Below are 19,320 nucleotides of genomic sequence, written 5' to 3'. Positions count from 1 at the left end.
TTACTCAGGCGCTGACATGCTGAACCGTTTACCCACCCGACTGAAAGGCTATCTTATTACCGGCGCAGGTGTTGTCATGCTGTCGCCGGATGCATTGATCGTAAAGGATACCGATGTCGATGTGCCGGTCTTTGTGTTCTGGCGGGCACTGTTGATGTGCCTGGTAGTGACCCTGCTGGCATCCTGGCGCTATAAACGCGAACTGCCTGATGCCATTCGCCGTTGTGGCAGCGCCATCTGGATCTGTCCGCTGGCCATCGCCACCAGCTCCTGGGTGTTTGTCGCAGCCAACCGACTCACCGCTGCCGGTAATGTACTGGTAATTCAGAACATGGCTCCATTGATTGCGGGTATCATCGGGCTGCTGTTCTTTCAGCAGAAGCTGCGCCTGCAAACCTGGGTCGTCATCCTGCTCTGTATTGCCGGTGCCGTGATGATGCTGTCTGGCGAAATGCAGGCGGGTAACCCGATGGGACTGTTGATTGCAGCGATCCTGCCGTTTTCCATGGCGATCAACACCACCGTGGCCAGCGCGCAAAAAGGCATAGATACCACGGTACTGTTGCCGTTTGCCGGCATCGCCATGATCATTCCCGCTATATTACTGGGTGGTGTTGCCCTCCCCGGCTGGGAGGACATGAAGCGAATTCTGTTACTGGGACTGGTGTTTTTGCCAGCCGCCTACTACTTGATCCAGAGCGGACCGCGTTACATTACCGGTGCTGAAGTCAGCCTGATGCTGATTCTGGAAACCCTGTTGGGCACACTGCTGGTCTGGTGGTGGGTTGGCGAGCTGCCCACCACCATGGCCTTTATCGGTGGCGGTTTGATACTGCTGACACTCAGCGGCAGCGCCCTGCTCGACCTGATACGCATCAATATCAAGGCGCGCCGGGGGGTTCCGGGTGCCCGCATCCCCCCACCCTGAACTTACAAACCAAACACCTGCTGCAGCAGTTCAGTACTGCGTGCCAGCGGGTCCCTGCGGATCTTGCGTTCTTCCTCTGCCAACAGCAGGAACAGGCCATCCAGTGCCGATTCAGTCACATGATCCGCCAGGTCAGGCGTATAACCCGCCAGCATCGGCAGTGATGCAGTGGCTGCATCCGTCAATGCCTGCCAGGCAGCTGTCGTTCCTGTCTGCTGCATGGAGCGTTCAATATGTGGCCGTAACAACTGCTGTAGCTCAGTAAAGGTTTGTCCTTTGAAATACTCTGTTGCAGCCGTATCCCCGCCCTGATAGATGCGCTGAACATCTTCCAGCGTCATCGACTCAATCGCATTCAACACCACCGGTGTCGCCTGCCCGATAGCCTGCTCAGCCGCCCGGTTCATGCTTAATTCAAAGGCATCCACCTGAGACTGAAAACCAACACGTCTCAGGGTGCCAACAGCACTGCCCAGCATACCCGGTGGTTCAATCTTCACCCGACTGTCACCCAGAAAACCATTCGGCTGCGCCAGCGTCGCGACCGCACGCTCAGTACCCACGGCCAGCGCCTCTTTCAACCCCAGAGAAAGCTGGCGATCACTTACGCCTGCAGGTGGCGGGGCTGCTGTTGCCGGCGCCTCTGTTGCAGCCGATCCACGCCGCTGCTCCAGCACCTCCTGCCCACGATCCAGTAAACGACCCCACTCCTGTGCTTGAGCCATTGCGGGCAGTGTCATGGCACCGATCAACATCAGCTTGGCAAACCTTTTCATATCACTCTCCTTTATCACCAGCACCGTCTCAGACCAAACGATTCAGATAACCACTTAACGAAAACCCCAATGACTGACTCAACTGTTTCGCCGTCTGTTTCAGTTGAGACTGACTGGGAAAATTGTCGGATTTACCCGCAAACACCACCCAGTTGCCATCCTGCGTGGTGCAGCTGTACACCTGGGCAAACTGTTCACGCAGCACCTCCAGTACAGCTTCTCCGCGATGTTCTTTCCAGCAATTCAACACCAGCCAGCCGTTGGGACGCAAACGTGCATGACATTCATGCAGATAGGCAGGCTGATGCTGTTGCTCACTGACACCCTGATCATCGTAGATATCACTGAAAATAATATCGGCAGGTCGGCCCGCTTCCGTATCCAGATAGGTTTGCGCTTCCATGGTATGCACCTGAGTGCGTTTACTGCGCGGCAGCTGAAAAAACCGCTGGGCAATAGTCACCACTTCACTGCGCAACTCGACAATATCCTGCTGCATATCCGGAAAGCCATGGTGCAGACAGGTATTCAGGGAACCGCCCCCTAATCCCAGCACCAGCACACGACGCGGTGTGACGAACAGCAGTACCAGCAGCATCGCCCGGATATAATCCATCTGCGGTATCCAGGGCTGATCTTTGAGAACACAGCTCTGCTCATCCTCGGCACCAAACGACAAATAGCGTTTATGGCCATCATCCATCACCTGCACCACACCCAGCGCATCATAACCACGGTAAATCTCAACCCCTTGCAGCGGCATACTCAGCCCTCCTGCCAGGGAGTCAGATCTGCCAGACAGGTCAATGCATCCTCAACAGCGGTGATACGCAACAGATGCGCCAAGGCCGGATGCGCCGGACGCGCTACCAGAATACCCGCTGCCAGCAAAGACTGCTGCAATGCCATCGCTTGCGCAGCATCCGTCAGACACACCGCCACAAAATTGGTATCACTGGGCATCACCCGATAACCGCGCGCCAGCAACAACTGTCGCAAACGCGCCCGGCGTGCCTTAACCTGCTGTATATGCAGCGCCACTTCATCCGGCTGATCCAGTAGCAGACACACAGCTTGCTGAGCTATCGACGACACCGCATAGTGAATACGCACTTTCAGCAACACCGCCAGCATATCAGGGTCACCTATTGCATAACCCACTCGAAGCCCCGCCAGACCCTGCGCCTTGGAAAAGGTCCGCAAACGCAACACACCCGGCCACACAGCCGAGTCGGTTTCATCATCACGAAAGTCATGATAGGCCTCATCCAGCAACAGCCAGCAGTCCTCCGGCAAACGGTCACGCAAGGCCGCAATCGCCGCATCGCTGTGCAGGTAGCCACTGGGGTTATCAGGATTGGCCAGGTACACCAGACGAGCCTGACATTGAATCGCCCGCTCGGCCAGCGCATCCAGATCAGGGGCCAACACTTCCGGTGTCTGATGGTAAGGCACCTCTTCCAGTACACAGCCGTGTCCCTGGGCAAAATAGGCAAACGTAGGGTAAGTCCCCGCTGCACACACCACCGTTTCACCCACCGCCACCAGGCCTCGAAATGCCAGCGCAATCAGACTATCGGCTCCCGCATCCACCAGCAGAGCCTCCAGGGGTAACTGCAACTGTTCACTGAGACGTTGGCGCAAGGCATAGGCTTCCGCATCACCGTAACTGCGAATCTGCTCCACAAAGGCCTCTCCCAGCGCGGCACGCAATACCGAGTGGGGCATATCCAGCCCTTCATTCGAACCCAGCCGGTGGGGAATGTCGTGCCCAATGCGCCGCTCCAGCGCCTTCAACCCCGGAAACGGATTCACCGGCCCATCGCCACACAAGTGTTCAGGAAAACGCCCTTTCACATATCCTCCGGATTTTAGATTTGAGATGGTTTGGCAGTGGCATGAAAGATGTGCTCAGGGTGCCGGGATATGGAGCCTGACTACACAAAGATCACACTATATTTTTTGTGTGAAGATAGTCTTTGATCTGATGGAAGGTTTCAATTAAGTATTCAGACTCTTCAATCACCAAATTCAATCTTTCCAGCCGTGCGGCTGTTTCTTCAGGATAATGGTGCGCAAATTTATTTCTTAACATTGCAGCGGATCCAAACGCTTCAGCCGATTGGATTGCACCCAGCTTTTCCATCAGCAGTGCTTTATCACGATTGGATTTATCAGAAATATCTTCTTGCTCAACATAGGCTATACCTCTGAAAAGCTGATCTTGTATCATCGCAACGGACTGTGAATAGCGAAGTATGAGTGCATCTATAGACTCTTCCTGCTCTTCTGACAAAAGCGCCAGCGCTTGGCCATCCAAGGGAAATAAGCCCCTGATCTTATTCAACGAATAGATCAACTTGTCCACTCTCTGCTCACACGCCAACAGGTTGGAGTTCAATATCGACAACGCAGGATTAGTCATAACTGAATGCCCTTACGTGCTATTTGATGAATGATCTCATCCGGCTCATCAACCTGCTTAACCAATAAATCAACAGCCATGTCACACTTCGATCTAATGCGATACTCCAATAACAACTTTTGCTTTAAAGACAGCTTTTTACGGGTTTCGAAAAAAATATCGACATCTCCTCCACGTCTTGATACATCTGATCTTGAGCCAAACAAAAAAATATCGCCCTCAGGATCGGCTTCTAGTAGCTCTGATCGAATACACTTTTCATCATCAGTGGTTAAACGGTAATTATCTGCCATGACTAAACTGAACCAGCGTTGAATGGTTATGGGGGTAAATCATCCCTCTTTTAAGATCATAAAACAAATTATACAGCACTCTTTTCCATGCACTTCTGCCATCATTATGATGCAGTTGCAACAGATGCTCCACTGACTAAAACGGGTAACTCTATTTTCATTTGAGGAACTGAGGGATGGGTCATAGCGAAAACTCATCCAGTGCGTCTTCAGCCTCGACTTGAAGGACATGCGGAAACATCTGACTGATGGCTCGGGTCACAGGTAGATCTGTCAGCTCATTACGAATCATCGTGGCAACCAGCCGCGCCTGATTTTCATCACGAGTTCGCTTCATTGGCTCACGATCAGGCTGCTGACTCACAAACCACTTATGCAGTACAAAAGCACGTGGATCAACTGTCGCAACACGCAGCGGCATTCCCTGCATATCAAATACGATTGCCTCATAATGAGGTGCTGACACATGCCACTTCAAACTATCGATAACGACAGGATGCAGATCATCTGTTTCCAGCAACTCATCAAATGCACTTCGTCGCATGGGCGAACCGGTCCCCTGGGTAATAAAATCCACCCGGAAGCCTTTATCATTGGCAGCAGCAAATTCATACGGGGAAGCAGAAATCCTTCGAAAGCTCTTATCGCTGGTTTGAAGAAGAGACAGCAACGACCCCGCCTGCAGATTCGCGACAATACGCATTCCCTGGCGAGCACCCATCAGTACATCCATATCTTCAGTTGCAAGATGCTCCGGCTGGATCATCACCCCGGCCCGAGCTTCAAATGCATACAGCGCATTCGTACCGATCAGCCGATAAGGTATCTTCTGTTTATGCAATGAACGGAGAACGCGCGCGCCTGCCAGCGGGAAGCGATTAAGGTAGTTCGCTTTAATATACGCCGCGTATTTTTTGAACTGATCCCGGTATTCAATCTCCCGAGCTTTGTAGTCTGCCTGTCGATTTTCAAACTTATATTTAATCTGCTCAGTCTCAGGAGAGCGCACGCCCAATGACCGGTTCTTGCCATAGGAATAGGCTCGATAAAGGTACTCACGGCCATGGATGGTTTTCCAGTGCATAGAACCTGCAACGCTATCTGCCTGCAAACGGTGCTGCTCCAACTGCTCGAACAGCTGACGCGCATTAACTGCCACACGAACCTGCTCAGACTCCAGTCGCCTATACCCCATATCAGTATTCCCTTCAGTTACACCTAAAGCATACAACCCAGATTTTAACTAAATATAGCAAAGTGTACGGCAGGATTTAGTTAAACGCCATTTCAAAGCTCATCGAGGCATCTGCGGGACCACTACAAAAACAGGTAACTACACACCGCAACCGCTGCAATCACTGCCACCACATCGACGGTCAGCGCAGCGGCCAGTGTATGGCGCAAACAGCGCACCTGAATCGCACCCTAAGCACCTGAGCCGAATAACGGACGCAGCAGCGATCAGAACGACACCGAGGAAGATCAGGCTCATAATCTGTTACTCTATCTGATGACTCTATTCTTATGTCGCTTTTTATGGCTTTCTAGCCACTCACGAAATGCCACAAGCGATCGTAGTTGCTGGTTTTTCTGCGGATAACAGAGGTAATAGCCCTTCCAGCCTTGAATCACACTATTAAACAACGGCATTAATGAGCCTTCCTGCACCAGACTTTCAACTGTAAACTGAGGTACCAGAGCAACACCCAAGCCAGCCTTTGCCGCTTGTATAATCATATTGTACTGCTCTAGCCGCATCCCCGTGTAACTGTCCAGTCCTACAACCTGGTTAACCTGACGCCAGCTTTCCCAGGCATGTAATACACTGGTATGGTGCAGTAAAGGCTTACCAACCAAATCATTGGGGTCATGTATCAAACTGGCAAGCTGAGGCGATGCAACAGCAACCAGCTCCTTACCCAACACATACAAAGATTCAGTATTAGACCAAACTCCCTCGCCGTAGCGTATGACAGCCGTACAATCATTCTCGAACATTAACGACTCAGCCAATGCATAAGGAATAAAGTTAACCTGAATATCCGGGTATAACGCCTGAAAACTCGCTAACTTCGGTATTAACCAATGCGAAGCAAAAGTGGGAGCACAGGCCAGGTTTAACGTATCAAACTTAAATGCATTAGAGCGTAAATCGACAGTTGCTGCTTCCAATGTATGAATACTGGGACGCACCTTGGTCAGATACAACTTCCCTGCATCTGTCAGTATCAGCCGATGATTAATACGCTCGAACAGCGCCACTCCCAGCCACTCTTCCAGGCTCAGAATATTACGACTGACCGCTCCCTGGGTTACACAAAGCTCTTTAGCCGCTTGAGTCACACTCGAATGGCGTGCTGCTGACTCGAAGGATAACAACTGATTAATCGTTGGACAGAAACGCTGCATGACAGTCCCTTGCAACCTGGAATAAACATAAAAAACACAAGGAATTAGCCCCATGTGTCATTACTTAAACTCATAACATAATGATTACTATTCGATATCCAAGTCAAGATTTCTGATTAGAATCGAGTGGTGAGAAATAACCATCAATGGAGAGCACAATGGTAAAAATAATAAAGCGCATCGCAACTTTGACAGCGACCAGCCTGTTGGCAACGCAGTTATATGCAGCAGACTATCCCAGTAACACCGTCACCATTATCGTCCCTTTTGGACCCGGTGGCTCAACCGATATCGTAGCCCGTGTACTGGCCGAAGCACTCACCAACGAACTGGGCCAGCCTTTTGTTGTTGATAACCGTGGCGGAGCAGGTGGTGCCATCGGTGCCAATGCAATTGCAAATGCCCGTCCTGATGGCTATACCCTGGGTATGGGAACTGTTTCCACCCTGGTCATCAACCCGTCGGTCAGAGGCGCTGAAATAGGCTATGATCCACTGGAGAATTTTACCCATATCACCTCCGTAGCCGCAGTTCCGAATGTTGTCAGCGTCAACCCTAACCTACCTGTTTCTAACATGGCAGAGTTCCTGGAGTACGCACGCAACAACCCCGGCAAACTCAACTTTGGTACCCCCGGTCCCGGCAGCCTTGGCCACATGATGGGTGCAACCACCATGCATCAGGGTGAAATCGACATGATGCATATCCCTTATCAGGGTGGTGGTCCTGCTCTGGCAGGTGTTTTGGCCGGTGATGTTGAGGTGTTTTTTGATAACCTTCCATCATCATTACCCAATATTCAGGCGGGAGAACTCTTGCCTCTGGCGATTGCCAACCCTGAGCGCGTTGCAGAATTACCCGATGTTCCTACCTTTGCTGAAGTAGGACTGGACATGGTCAACGATCCAGCCTGGTTTGGCCTGGTAGGGCCAGCAAACCTGCCTGATGACGTTGTTGAAGTGATTTATAACGCCGCTGTTAAAGTCATTCACAGCGACGCCATGCGCGAGCGACTTCAAAGTGTATCAGCCACTCCCGTTGGCAATACACCTGAAGAATTCCGTAACACCATCGAGTCTGCCAATGCCAACACACGCTTTGTCATTGAATCAGCAGAACTCACCTTCGACTAATCCGGTTGCAAAAAAGACCCTAAACTATGAATAACTATATTCTTAACGGAGCCCCTCAGGGGGCTCCGGCTGTGCCCCTTGTCCTGGATTCACCCCATTCAGGTACCCAATATCCGACTGATTTCGGCTATGCAGTGACGCTGCAGGACCTGCGACAAGCTGAAGACACTCATGTTGAAAAGCTCTACGGATTCAGTACGGAAATGGGTATTCCTCGTCTGGATGCACATTTCCCACGCAGCTACATCGACCTCAACCGATCTCGCTACGAGATCGATGAAGAGCTGCTGGAGCAAGCCTGGCCCGGTGAACGACGACAAACTGACAAGGTCGAACTCGGCAAAGGACTTATCTGGCGCATGCTGGATAACGGACAACCCATCTACACGCGCAAACTGAGTATTGCTGAAATTGAACAACGCATTCAGCAATACTGGATCCCCTACCATCAAGCACTCGAAGCGCTCATTGAGCGTGTTCATCAGCACTTTGGCTTTGTCTTGCACCTGAACTGTCATTCAATGCCCAGCGTCTCAGATACGTTTAGTACAAACCATCCCGGGCTGGTGCATCCGGATATCGTATTGGGAGACCGTGACGGTGAATCAGCAGATCCAGCGCTCACACACGCCATGGCCGAACAATTTGAGCAATTAGGGTATAGTTGCTGGATTAACAAACCCTACAAGGGTGTTGAACTGGTTAAATCCTATTCAAATCCTGCGCAGGGTAAACACTCGATTCAAGTAGAAATCAACCGTCGACTTTACATGAATGAACAAACCCGTGAACTTACCGATGGGTACGCTACCCTGCGTCCTCATCTGCAACACGTTGTGAGCCATATGCTCAACATCGTCACACAGCGTCTGGGTTAAGATTCATAAAAACAACAGAGAATCTTGATATGCAGTTCAACCTGTTAAAAAGAAGAAATTTGATTAGCGGTATACTACTTGCCGCCGTTGGCATCTTTGCCGCAGTGTATGCACAACGCTATAACATGGGTAGCCTGGCCCGGATGGGGCCTGGCTTTTTCCCCGTTGTACTGGGTGTGCTACTGGGTTTTATTGGTATAGCGTTAGCGGCTGTCTCATTATTTGAAGCCCTGGATGAAGAGCCAATCAGAGTTGAATGGCGTAAAGCCAGCATAATCCTTGGCAGCATTCTGATATTCGCACTCTTGCTTAGACCTGCCGGACTGATTCTGGCTACCGGTATCAGTACCTTTATCGCAACAATGGCCGATCAAAAGCTCACATTTTACAAGCGAGCCTTAATTACCTTCGCGGTTACCGTAATTACCGTTGTGATATTTTATTACTTACTGAACATGCGTTTCAGTCTAGGGTGGTAAAACCCTGAGAGGAGAAGATCAACCATGGATATGATCAACAACCTGGCTCTCGGCGCACAAACCGCCTTCACGCTTGAGAACCTGATGTTCTGTTTTTTTGGCGTGACGCTTGGCACGCTCATAGGTGTACTCCCTGGCATTGGTGCGCTAGCTGCAATTTCCATACTCCTTCCAGTCACCTTTCATATTCCGGCAACAGCCGCCATCGTCATGCTGGCTGGCGTATACTACGGTGCACAATATGGAGGCTCCACTGCGGCCATATTACTGCGCTTGCCTGGTCATCCAGCCAGTGTCGTCGCCTGCCTGGATGGCTATCCCATGGCACAGCAGGGGCGCGCAGGTGCGGCTCTCTTCATGACCACCATTGCGTCTTTTATTGGTGCGACAGTTGGCATGCTGGCACTGATCCTGTTCAGCCCAGGCATTGCGGCCATTGGTCTGAAATTTGGTCCCGCCGAGTATTTCGCACTCATGGTATTGGGCCTGATTGCCGCTTCCATTCTCTCGTCAGGCAATGCGCTGCGCGGATTTGGTATGGTGGTATTAGGACTACTCATGGGCGTTGTTGGCACAGATGTCAATACAGGCGTCAATCGTTTTACCTTTGGCTATATAGAACTCTGGGATGGTATTAGCCTGCTCGCACTCGCCATGGGCATGTTTGGCCTCAGTGAAGTGGTACAAAGCGCCAATAATGACGATGCTCCCAAGGTTAAAGATAAAATCACGCTGAAGAGCATGATTCCGACAAAACAGGAGTTTCGTGATTCAGTATTCCCCATGCTACGCGGCTCAGGCATAGGATCCTTTCTCGGATCACTGCCAGGTGCAGGCGCATCACTAAGCTCATTCATGTCCTATGCTGTAGAGAAAAAAGTCGCTAAAGACCCGTCACGATTTGGTAAGGGTGCCATTGAAGGACTCACTGCGCCTGAATCCGCCAATAATGCAGGCGCGCAAACTTCCTTTATACCTACGCTCTCACTTGGCATTCCCGGTGATGTTGTCATGGCTTTAATACTGGGAGCCTTGATTATTCACGGCATCACTCCAGGCCCACAACTCATTACCCAGCAGCCAGACCTGTTCTGGGGATTGATGGTAAGTTTTATTATCGGCAACATCATGCTGGTGATCCTCAACATCCCGATGATTGGCATCTGGGTATCACTACTCCGCATCCCCTATGCAGCACTTTACCCGGCCATTCTGGTATTCATCAGCATCGGGGTATACAGCGTGAACAACAACACCTTCGATATCATCATGGTATTTATTTTTGGGGTGATGGGCTATTTCATGTCGCTATTGCGTTGGGATGCAGCGCCACTTCTATTGGGCTTTATTCTGGGGCCCATGATGGAAGAGCACTTCCGTCGAGCATTATTGCTGGCACGAGGAGATATAACCGTATTCATTTCTCGGCCAATCAGCGCCAGCCTGCTGGCTGTTGCTGCACTGATCATTAGTTGGGCAATTGTCTCTTACTGTATAAATGCACGAAAACGATCTACCCATAAACACACAAACGCAATCAAAAGCGAAGCCGGATAATCATCAATTTGCTACAAAAACAGGTAACTGCACACCGCAACCGCCGCAATCACTGCCACCACATCGGCGGTCAGTGCGGCGGCCAGTGTATCGGCAAAACAAGTTCAGAGAAGCCTGTCCCGCATTCCTTCTGAATATATGAACGCTGCGTAACACAGTATCAAGTATTGGTATAAGTATTTTCTGCAACAATTGACTTCAATGCAGACAAACGGTCACTGGCTTTCAAAAGCGCACCTTTCCTGCCCAGGGTGACAAAAAATTCACAGCCCTCTGTATCAAAAGCATGCTTGATTTCCAGATCTATATAGCCCGCCACTGCCAAGTCATGGATGATCAGCTGAAAAGAGGCAGGCGTAAATCGCCAACAATGCACATCAGTATAGTCATCAGCTTCTATCGCTCTTTTCCAGTGAGCAAGTGCATCATGTATGGGGTACGTCAAGGTATCAGCATCACCCTGACCATCCTGGGACCAGGCAATACCACTTCTTCTGGAAGCCGAGTTGGCATAAAAGTCAAAAATTTGCCCGGTACTGGGCCTTGAGCGTTGAGCCAGATGTGCATCAATAATATTGCCTGATGTCGTTAATGAACCAAAAAAATCAAAGCAAAAGCGTTTGTCAGGTACCGCCAGTGCCAAACGTCCATTATCCTTCAACAACCGCTCACACTGCTGTAGGAAGCTAATAAAATCAGGTACATGCTCAATCACATGACTGGCAATTATCCAGTCATAGGCCTCCTGTTTTCCAATCAACTTTAAGTAAGACTCACCGGTCCAGACATAATCAACGTCTTCTATATTTTCAATATTAACGCCAGCTCCAGCGTATTTCTTGCGCAAATCAGCAGCACTTAAATGATCCAGTATCTCAACATCATAACCTTTCTTTTTAGGTGCTATCGGGTTGTGGCTAGGGCCTATTTCCAAACCTTTACCCTGAGTATCCAGCCCCCACAGTATCTTGTTTTCCCGGGTCAGTTGCAGTGAGTCATTATGAGTCAAATAATCTCCAGCATCCGGTTCAGGCTGCTCTGGCCAGGCCAGTGAGAAATCTTCATATATCAGCGTCAGGTTCTTATTGTAGAAAGGATCATTGTATAAAGAAGCCCCCCATCGGGACTGCATAAAAGCAACTTCTTTTGCGAACAGCGCCTGCTTTGCTGGCGTGTCATTTCCGCCACGGCTCACTGATTCGTGGTGAATCATTTCAGCAAAAGCTGTCCAAACATTTCGCAGGCCGGCCTGCTGAACACGCAAGCAGAAATCTATATCATTAAAAGCAACTGCGAGGTCTTCATCCAACCCCCTCACCTGCTGCCAGACACTTTTGCGGACCATCAAGCAGGCCCCCGTCACGGCACTGAAGCTCTGCGACAGCATGGCTCTGCCTGCATAACCATGAAGATTTTTCGGTAGCTCTTTATGGACATGCCCTGCCACACCACCTATTCCCAGAACAACGCCGGCATGTTGTAACGTACCATTCGGGTACCAGAGCCTGGCACCGACACAACCAATATCCTGCTGTAAGGCATAGGCGGCCATCTCTTCTATCCAATCAGATGTCAGTACCTCTATATCGTTATTCATGAGGCATACCAACTCTCCCTGAGCCAGCTCTACAGCCCGGTTATTCAATCTGGAATAGTTAAATGGAGAGTCATCACGAATAATACGAACCTTATCTGTTGGCAGCCGACTGAACAGCTCCCGTGTTTCAGGTTCAACACTGCCATTATCGACAATAATCACTTCATAATATGGATAGGTTGTCTTTTCAAAAACAGAGTCCAGACATGTTTTCAGCAGACCTGGCTGATCACGTGTCGGAATCACAATAGAGACCAAGGGTAGTTCTTCCGGCAGGGCGTAACGCACCCGATTGAAATTTGGAATACCTGATGCGGGCATTACCGAGCCTTTCCTGCCTGTTCGATCTAAATGCTCCTGAACAGCTTTGATAGAGGCTTCCGATGTATAGTTTTTTTCATCAATAAACAAAGCCGTACTACCCGGAATTGCTCGCCAGTGATATAGAACTTGGGGGATATGACGTATTTGTTGGAGGGTGACCTTTTCAATTACTCTTAATGCAAGATCATAATCCTGAGAACCTTCAAACCCTTCTCTGAAACCACCGACTGAATTCACCACGTCACGTCGGTAGACTCCCAGATGAGAAATCATATTTTGCGAAAGAAACAACTCATAGTTAAAGTCGCTTTTAAAATAGTGACCATAACGAAGTCCTTGTGTGGTTATCTTGTCCTCATCAGAATAGATAAGCACCGCATCCGGATAGCGGCTGATTTCCAACGCCACGTAATACAGTGCCTGCTCAGACAGCAAATCATCTTGATCCAGGAGCGCTATATAGTCTCCGGTAGCAATCGCTAACGCTGAATTCGATGCTGCCGAAATATGTCCGTTTTCCGGCCGGTATACAATTTTTATACGTGGATCTGAACGGGCATAGTCCTGTAACACACAGGCAACGTCAGGATCAGTAGATGCATCATCTGCAATACACAATTCCCAGTGTTCATACAGCTGCTTCTGCACTGATTCAATTGCCAGTTTAAGGTATTTGATCGGTGGATTATAAACCGGCATCACCACCGATATTCTGGGCTGAGAAGTCAAGTTGGCGGCCGCTCTGCGAATCGACTCGCGTGCAGAGTCATCCAGGGTGTCATAACGCTTGACCCACTCAATATAGTCATTCCGATCTATATCCGGAAGGCTGGCATCAACTTGATGAAAAGATCCAACATTTCGGCATACCCGCTGAATACCGGCCCAGCGCTCACGCTTATAAAGGCGCACCATTTTCTTTATTGCCAGCACGGATCCACCAGACTGTCGCACCAGTCTGCAGAAATTTGTCAACGCGTGTTTTAGGCGCCAGCGGGCAGTGCCCAACGCTCTCAGAGGAGCCGTCACACGCCAACTGGTCGAACTACGCAGAGCCAGCACCTCAGCCTGCAGTGCCTGAACCTGCCCCTCGTGTTGCGCAACACTCACGTGCAGTGCCTGCAACTGTGTCCGAAGAGATTCATAGGCTTCGTCGGGGGCACTTTCCAGTAGCGCCCACTCATTGTGATACTCATGTACAGGGGCGGCAAACTGCCCTTGCAGAGACAAGTGCCCCCCCACAATCGCTTCATCCTGTCCTGCAATCACCCTCGGTCCTAACTGATTTGACTGGACCGATGCTTTGCGAACAATGCACATCGAGTTCACAAATTCAATTGAATGTATCTGAGCCAGAACATCTTCAGGAAAACATACCCCATACTGCTGTGCAAACCCCTTCAGCAAAGACGCACGTGTTTTACCATTCCCCCAGTGTTCATGATTAACCACATCAACCAGGCGTTTGAAGAAAGCAATTGATGAGAAAGGATAATACAAGCCACCTTCGAATCCCTGCCAATAGCTACAATGAATATCCTCTATAACATAGGTACCACCAGCTTCCAAATAAGGAAAGTAACGACAAAAGGATCTGACGATATCACTGGAACGATGGGAACCATCGTCAATAATCAGATGAAAGCCTTGAACAATCTGACAAATCTGGTGTTCTGTAATGTCACTGTTGGCATCACCAACGACAAATGAAATACGCTGATCATCATACGTCAGCACGTTGCAGCGTGAATTGATATCGCATCCAACAAAGTGCTTACCTGATGGAAAAAACTGACTCCAGATCTCCAGCGAGCCACCATTCTGAATACCAATTTCCAGCAAACTGACCGACTGTGTCTGATAAGGCTCAAAAACACGCTGATAGACTGGCAGATAACAGTGCCACTTATCAGACACCTTTCCCTGATGCTGCTCATAAAGCATAGCTAATGAAGTCATTGAGTCTCTCTTAAAAAAACACGATGAAAACGAACACCTACCAGCCCCCAACGGACCTTGCTGGATGATACCGTCAGAATCAGTGCGTCATGTAACAAATGATGTTGAATATGCTGGTACAGATCCCCATCTGCCAGAGAGGCCATCACCGAATACTGGCCATTCGGCAACATCGGTAAAACAAACTCAAAACCACTCTCGAACAGACTATGGGCCGATACAGAAAGGGGGGACTCTGCAGAGTGGATCAGTGTATTTTCTCCAAACAAATCCTGTCCCAAGCGATCGCGTACCACAAATCCCAGTATTGGTGCCTCCATCGACTGATGCGCCACAGCACGGATGCGTAAACGAACGGTTTCTCCACCCTGCAGGACAGCGCCAGGCGCTGACAGATTTTCAAACTCCACTGACAGAATTTCTCCGGCACCGGTTTTCCAGCCATTCGCATCGCTCAGATTATCGTCTACATAAAACTCACTGCCATAATCAACCGGCTGTGAAGGCTGAGGGGATATCTCAGTGACAGGCTTTACAGAAGTCTGTTGCAACTCAACTTCATCGCTATAGATTAATTGCTGAGTAAAGTGCAGATACTGTTCTGCAATGGTTTTGGCATCACCTATCTGCTGCAACCGACCTTCATGCAACCACAACGCCCTGTCACACAGATTCAAAACAGATCCCATCTCATGACTAACGAATACCAATGTACCTGTCGACCTGAAGCGCCTGATAAATCGCATACACTTCTGAGTAAAAACAGCATCCCCTACAGCCAGGGCCTCATCAATCACCAGAATATCCGCATCTACATGGGCTATCACCGCAAAGGCAAGCCGCAACATCATGCCACTGGAATAGCACTTTACCGGCTGGTCAATAAACTCACCGATGTCAGCAAAAGACCGAATTTTATCAAACCGCTCATCAATCTGAGCTTTGCTAAGCCCCAGAATGCTGGCATTCAGGTAGACATTTTCACGGCCAGTAAACTCGGGATTAAAGCCAGATCCCAGCTCTAACAGTGCTGCAATACGCCCCTGAGTATGCAACAGCCCAAGCGAAGGATTGAGCGTACCGCAAATCAACTGCAACAAGGTTGACTTGCCACTGCCGTTACGGCCAATAATGGCCAGCGCCTCCCCCTTTCTGATCGAAAAACTGACGTCCCTGAGTGCCCAGAACTCCCGATAGTAGCAACCGGGTTTTCTGCCTGCCATGCGCTGAACACGCGGTAGCACAAACTGCTTCAATCGATGATAGGGCCGCTCATACAACGCATAACACTTGGATAGCCCCTCTACCCGAATCACTTCATCAGAGGACATCTGCAAATCCCTTTCGTGTTTTCTGAAACCAGGCAAAACCAAGCCAGGCAACAACTAACCCAACACCCCAGTAGAGCATTAAAATGGACACCACTGGCGACTGGCCATAAAACAGCACCAGCCTGCTTTGTTCAATCACCGGGGTCAGTGGATTCAAGTAAAACAGGAATTGATACTGCTCAGGCAATGCGGTTACTGGATAAAACACCGGACTCAAGAACATCAAAGCTGTAGTCATAACGCCAACCAGTTGCACGATATCACGCAGGTAAACGCCTAAAGAGGACAACATCCATAGCAAACCTAACAACAACAGTACATAAGGAAACATCACCAAAGGTAGCCAAAGGAGCGTGATGCTCGGCAAGCCTTCAAAAAACAGATAGGCCAATATCCACACCAGCAGACTGACCGATGCATGAAACAACGCCGAGAGCAGCGCTACCACCGGAAGTATCTCCAGTGGAAAAATCACTTTTTTGACATAGTTCACATTGGCAGAAATGATACCTGGGGCACGATTTACACACTCGGCAAAAAGATTGAACTGAATCAGGCCCACGAATAATAACAACGCAAACTGGGTTTTTGACTCACCGCCACTTCCCCAGCGAGCACTGAATACCACACTGAATACGAACGTAAAGATTAACAACATAAAGACAGGTGTAATAAATGACCACAACAACCCGGCCATAGAACCGCGATAGCGGCCAAGCACTTCACGTCGTGTTGAGACCTTGATCAACTCGCGATGCTGCCAGATGCTCAGCAGCATCGCACGAGGATGAACAGAAAAGATTTGCACTCAGCGACTCTCCATAGCTAGCAGCTCATAAGCGCTTAAACACCGCAGCGACAATTAACCCAAGATTACCCAGCAACGTCTGTCGATAAATGCCAGATTTCTTCAGCCGGATTAAGCGCGGTAACAACTGCTGGTTTCGAGCCCGGGCAAACTCCTCAAGTAACGCACGGTTTTCATCGGTCAGTCGATGCGCATGTAAAGACAACACGCGCATATGGGCGTCATTCCATTGCCGAAAGCGCCCCTGCCATAACATACGAATGCGCTTGATACGGGCAGCCCAAGTTGCATTCATTCCCACCAGATTTCCATCATGCTGGCGATAATTAAGGCAGGGCTCAGCATCATACACAACATGACCACCTGCTCCACTCACCAAAATGTATGCTAACCAGTCATGTGTCACAACATCAGCTCGCAAACCCACCGCTTTCAACAGGTCTCGGGCAGCACGATTGAACACCATAGTATTACCGCCTCCGATATTCTGCATCAGTGCATTGGCAAAGCCAGGAGGTTTACTGAACAAAGGTGACAAACCGATAAACTCCCCCTTGGCGTTCACCAAGCGGGTACGTGCGCAGTAAAGTGCCGGAATATGTTCAGGGACAGAATCCAGCCTGTTCAATGCGCGGGCCAGTTTATCTTTATGCCAGACATCATCCTGATCGGAAAAGGCATAAAAAACTGCATCAACCGTTTCATTGGCAACCAGATGTAAAAAGTTCAGTGCAAATCCAGCCTCAGGACCTGACAGCAAATGCACCTGTCCTAGTTCGCATTGCTGCTGAAAACCGGATGCAATAGATAGGGTGGTATCACGCGAACCATCATCAGAGATCCACAAAGACCAATTGGTATGCGTTTGTGCTGCAATCGAATCCAACTGATTTTGCAGGAAACGTTCGCCATTGCAGGTGCACATCAGAATCGCAACATGTGCTGAATCAATTTTTCTTTTTATCTCGGACATAACAACTGCTTTAACAAGTATTAGCCCCTATTAATACCATATTACGATTACAAAAACAGATAACTGCACACCGCAACCGCCGCAATTACCGCCACTACATCGGCGGTCAGCGCAGCGGCCAGTGTATGGCGCAAACGGCGCACCTGAATCGCACCGAAATACACCGCCAGTACATAGAAGGTGGTTTCGGTCGATCCCTGCAGGGTCGTCACCAGATAACCGATATAGCTGTCAGGACCAATCGCCGGATCATTGATGACAGACGCCATCACACCATAAGCCCCCGATCCGGATAGCGGACGCAATAGCGCCATGGGTAGCGCCTCGGGTGGCAGGCCAAAACGGGAGGTAAAGCCACCGATGGCCGACACCATCATTTCCATTGCGCCACTGGCACGGAACATTCCCACCGCTACCAGGATCGCCACCAAGTAGGGAATGATCCGCAACGCAACCTGAAAGCCTTCTTTGGCACCCTCGACAAACACTTCATAAATCCGCACCCCGCGCAGTGCGCCAAACAGCAGGAAGCCCAGCATCAGCATCGGCATAATCCAGGGAGACACCGATTGCCCATAGAGCACCATTAACGGAATCATGGAGACGATCAGTACTAAAGCGGTCACCGATACCCAAAATGGATAGGCACCACTGTCCTGTACCGGTGAGGTATCCGCCGCGTCTGTCACCCAGGGGCGCTCCATATTGAGCGCAGAAGGATCGGGACGGACCGGGAACCAGCGCCGATAGAGTGTGGCCGCACAGATCGCAGCAATTGTGGCACAAATGGTGGCAAACAGAGTGGTTGGCAAAATACCCGCCGGGTCTGCAGATCCAGCAGCTGCGCGAATAGCAATCACGCCGGTAGGCAGGAGTGTGATACTGGACGTATTAATTGCCAGGAACAACGCCATGGAATTGGTAGCGGTACCCGGTTGAGGATTCAACTTGTCCAGCTCCTGCATGGCACGGATACCGAAAGGCGTGGCCGCATTTCCCAGCCCCAGCGCATTCGCGGACATATTCAAAATCATGGCACCCATGGCCGGATGATCAGGCGGCACATCAGGAAACAAACGCACCATCAGTGGACGAATCAAACGCGCAATAATTGTCAGTAACCCACCCGCTTCTGCCACTTTCATCAAGCCCAGAAACAGCGTCATCACACCCACCAACCCCAGCGCCAGCTCTACCGCTCCCTGTGCAGAACTGATCATACCGGAAGACAACACCTCCATCGGGGCGGCAACACCCTCCTGGGGCGTATGCATCCACTGACGCACACCGGCGACCATAACAGCGATCAGAACGATACCGAGGAAGATCAGATTCATAGTGTATGACAGTCCGTTGAGGGATGGGCGCTCTGACTATCTTATCGAGAAATGGGCAATAGGTGTAGAGGGGTTAAAATATCAGTATATAGCTGGACTATGTCTTACGTAGA

The 19,320-nt window shown here is 50.0% G+C and carries 17 protein-coding genes; 5 read left to right on the top strand and 12 right to left on the bottom strand.

All coding sequences use genetic code 11. The features are described 5' to 3' along the window. The first annotated feature begins 16 nt into the window (after positions 1-16). Complete coding sequence (locus ADINL_RS01265; RefSeq protein ID WP_036542910.1) at positions 17-928, top strand: DMT family transporter; 912 nt, start codon at positions 17-19, stop codon at positions 926-928. A 2-nt stretch (positions 929-930) separates the two neighbouring features. Here ADINL_RS01265 and ADINL_RS01260 read toward each other — a convergent pair whose 3' ends face one another. The 7 genes from ADINL_RS01260 to ADINL_RS01230 form a co-directional block, all read right to left on the bottom strand. Further along, the gene (locus ADINL_RS01260) at positions 931-1,704 is read right to left on the bottom strand and encodes a DUF4197 domain-containing protein (RefSeq protein ID WP_036542907.1); all 774 of its coding nucleotides are present in this window, start codon (positions 1,702-1,704) and stop codon (positions 931-933) included. 28 nt (positions 1,705-1,732) lie between these two features. Beyond that, complete coding sequence (locus ADINL_RS01255; RefSeq protein ID WP_036542904.1) at positions 1,733-2,467, bottom strand: spermidine synthase; 735 nt, start codon at positions 2,465-2,467, stop codon at positions 1,733-1,735. 2 nt (positions 2,468-2,469) lie between these two features. After that, positions 2,470-3,561, bottom strand: a complete 1,092-nt coding sequence (locus ADINL_RS01250; protein ID WP_036542901.1) for a pyridoxal phosphate-dependent aminotransferase — start codon at positions 3,559-3,561, stop codon at positions 2,470-2,472. A gap of 91 nt (positions 3,562-3,652) precedes the next feature. After that, a complete protein-coding gene (locus ADINL_RS01245; RefSeq protein ID WP_152547588.1) occupies positions 3,653-4,072 on the bottom strand; it encodes a hypothetical protein in 420 nt (139 codons plus the stop codon). A 53-nt stretch (positions 4,073-4,125) separates the two neighbouring features. Beyond that, on the bottom strand, positions 4,126-4,422 hold the full coding sequence (locus ADINL_RS01240) for a hypothetical protein (protein WP_036542895.1): 297 nt from the start codon (positions 4,420-4,422) through the stop codon (positions 4,126-4,128). 181 nt (positions 4,423-4,603) lie between these two features. Next, the gene (locus ADINL_RS01235; RefSeq protein ID WP_036542893.1) at positions 4,604-5,617 is read right to left on the bottom strand and encodes a GSU2403 family nucleotidyltransferase fold protein; all 1,014 of its coding nucleotides are present in this window, start codon (positions 5,615-5,617) and stop codon (positions 4,604-4,606) included. A 308-nt stretch (positions 5,618-5,925) separates the two neighbouring features. Beyond that, on the bottom strand, positions 5,926-6,831 hold the full coding sequence (locus ADINL_RS01230; protein WP_051632455.1) for a LysR substrate-binding domain-containing protein: 906 nt from the start codon (positions 6,829-6,831) through the stop codon (positions 5,926-5,928). Positions 6,832-6,989: 158 nt separating this feature from the next. Here ADINL_RS01230 and ADINL_RS01225 point away from each other — a divergent pair, with 158 nt between their 5' ends. From ADINL_RS01225 to ADINL_RS01210, 4 genes are read left to right on the top strand one after another with little or no spacing between them, the layout of a single operon-like run. Next, on the top strand, positions 6,990-7,964 hold the full coding sequence (locus tag ADINL_RS01225) for a Bug family tripartite tricarboxylate transporter substrate binding protein (protein WP_051632454.1): 975 nt from the start codon (positions 6,990-6,992) through the stop codon (positions 7,962-7,964). Between the two features lie 26 nt (positions 7,965-7,990). Beyond that, the gene (locus tag ADINL_RS01220) at positions 7,991-8,842 is read left to right on the top strand and encodes an N-formylglutamate amidohydrolase (RefSeq protein WP_036542889.1); all 852 of its coding nucleotides are present in this window, start codon (positions 7,991-7,993) and stop codon (positions 8,840-8,842) included. A gap of 29 nt (positions 8,843-8,871) precedes the next feature. Beyond that, positions 8,872-9,321 carry a tripartite tricarboxylate transporter TctB family protein gene (locus ADINL_RS01215; protein WP_036542886.1) on the top strand — a complete coding sequence of 150 codons (450 nt, stop codon included), beginning with the start codon at positions 8,872-8,874 and terminating at the stop codon, positions 9,319-9,321. A 24-nt stretch (positions 9,322-9,345) separates the two neighbouring features. Next, on the top strand, positions 9,346-10,878 hold the full coding sequence (locus tag ADINL_RS01210) for a tripartite tricarboxylate transporter permease (RefSeq protein WP_051632453.1): 1,533 nt from the start codon (positions 9,346-9,348) through the stop codon (positions 10,876-10,878). A 160-nt stretch (positions 10,879-11,038) separates the two neighbouring features. Here ADINL_RS01210 and ADINL_RS15795 read toward each other — a convergent pair whose 3' ends face one another. The 5 genes from ADINL_RS15795 to ADINL_RS01185 are packed head-to-tail and all read right to left on the bottom strand — an operon-like array spanning position 11,039 to position 19,207. After that, complete coding sequence (locus ADINL_RS15795) at positions 11,039-14,758, bottom strand: glycosyltransferase (protein ID WP_051632452.1); 3,720 nt, start codon at positions 14,756-14,758, stop codon at positions 11,039-11,041. Next, positions 14,755-16,089: an ABC transporter ATP-binding protein gene (locus ADINL_RS01200; protein WP_036542882.1), complete on the bottom strand. Its 1,335-nt coding sequence runs from the start codon at positions 16,087-16,089 to the stop codon at positions 14,755-14,757. The genes ADINL_RS15795 and ADINL_RS01200 overlap by 4 nt, the downstream gene beginning before the upstream one ends. Next, a complete protein-coding gene (locus tag ADINL_RS01195; RefSeq protein WP_036542879.1) occupies positions 16,079-16,897 on the bottom strand; it encodes an ABC transporter permease in 819 nt (272 codons plus the stop codon). Before ADINL_RS01195 ends, ADINL_RS01200 begins: the two co-directional genes overlap by 11 nt. A 25-nt stretch (positions 16,898-16,922) precedes the next feature. Then, positions 16,923-17,870, bottom strand: a complete 948-nt coding sequence (locus tag ADINL_RS01190; protein ID WP_036542878.1) for a glycosyltransferase family 2 protein — start codon at positions 17,868-17,870, stop codon at positions 16,923-16,925. Between the two features lie 47 nt (positions 17,871-17,917). Continuing rightward, positions 17,918-19,207, bottom strand: coding sequence for a nucleoside recognition domain-containing protein (locus ADINL_RS01185; protein ID WP_036542875.1), 1,290 nt, complete (start codon positions 19,205-19,207; stop codon positions 17,918-17,920). Positions 19,208-19,320: the final 113 nt, after the last annotated feature.

The organism is Nitrincola lacisaponensis (assembly GCF_000691225.1).
GTDB lineage: Bacteria > Pseudomonadota > Gammaproteobacteria > Pseudomonadales > Balneatricaceae > Nitrincola > Nitrincola lacisaponensis.
This window is presented reverse-complemented; position numbering and strand designations above follow the sequence as displayed.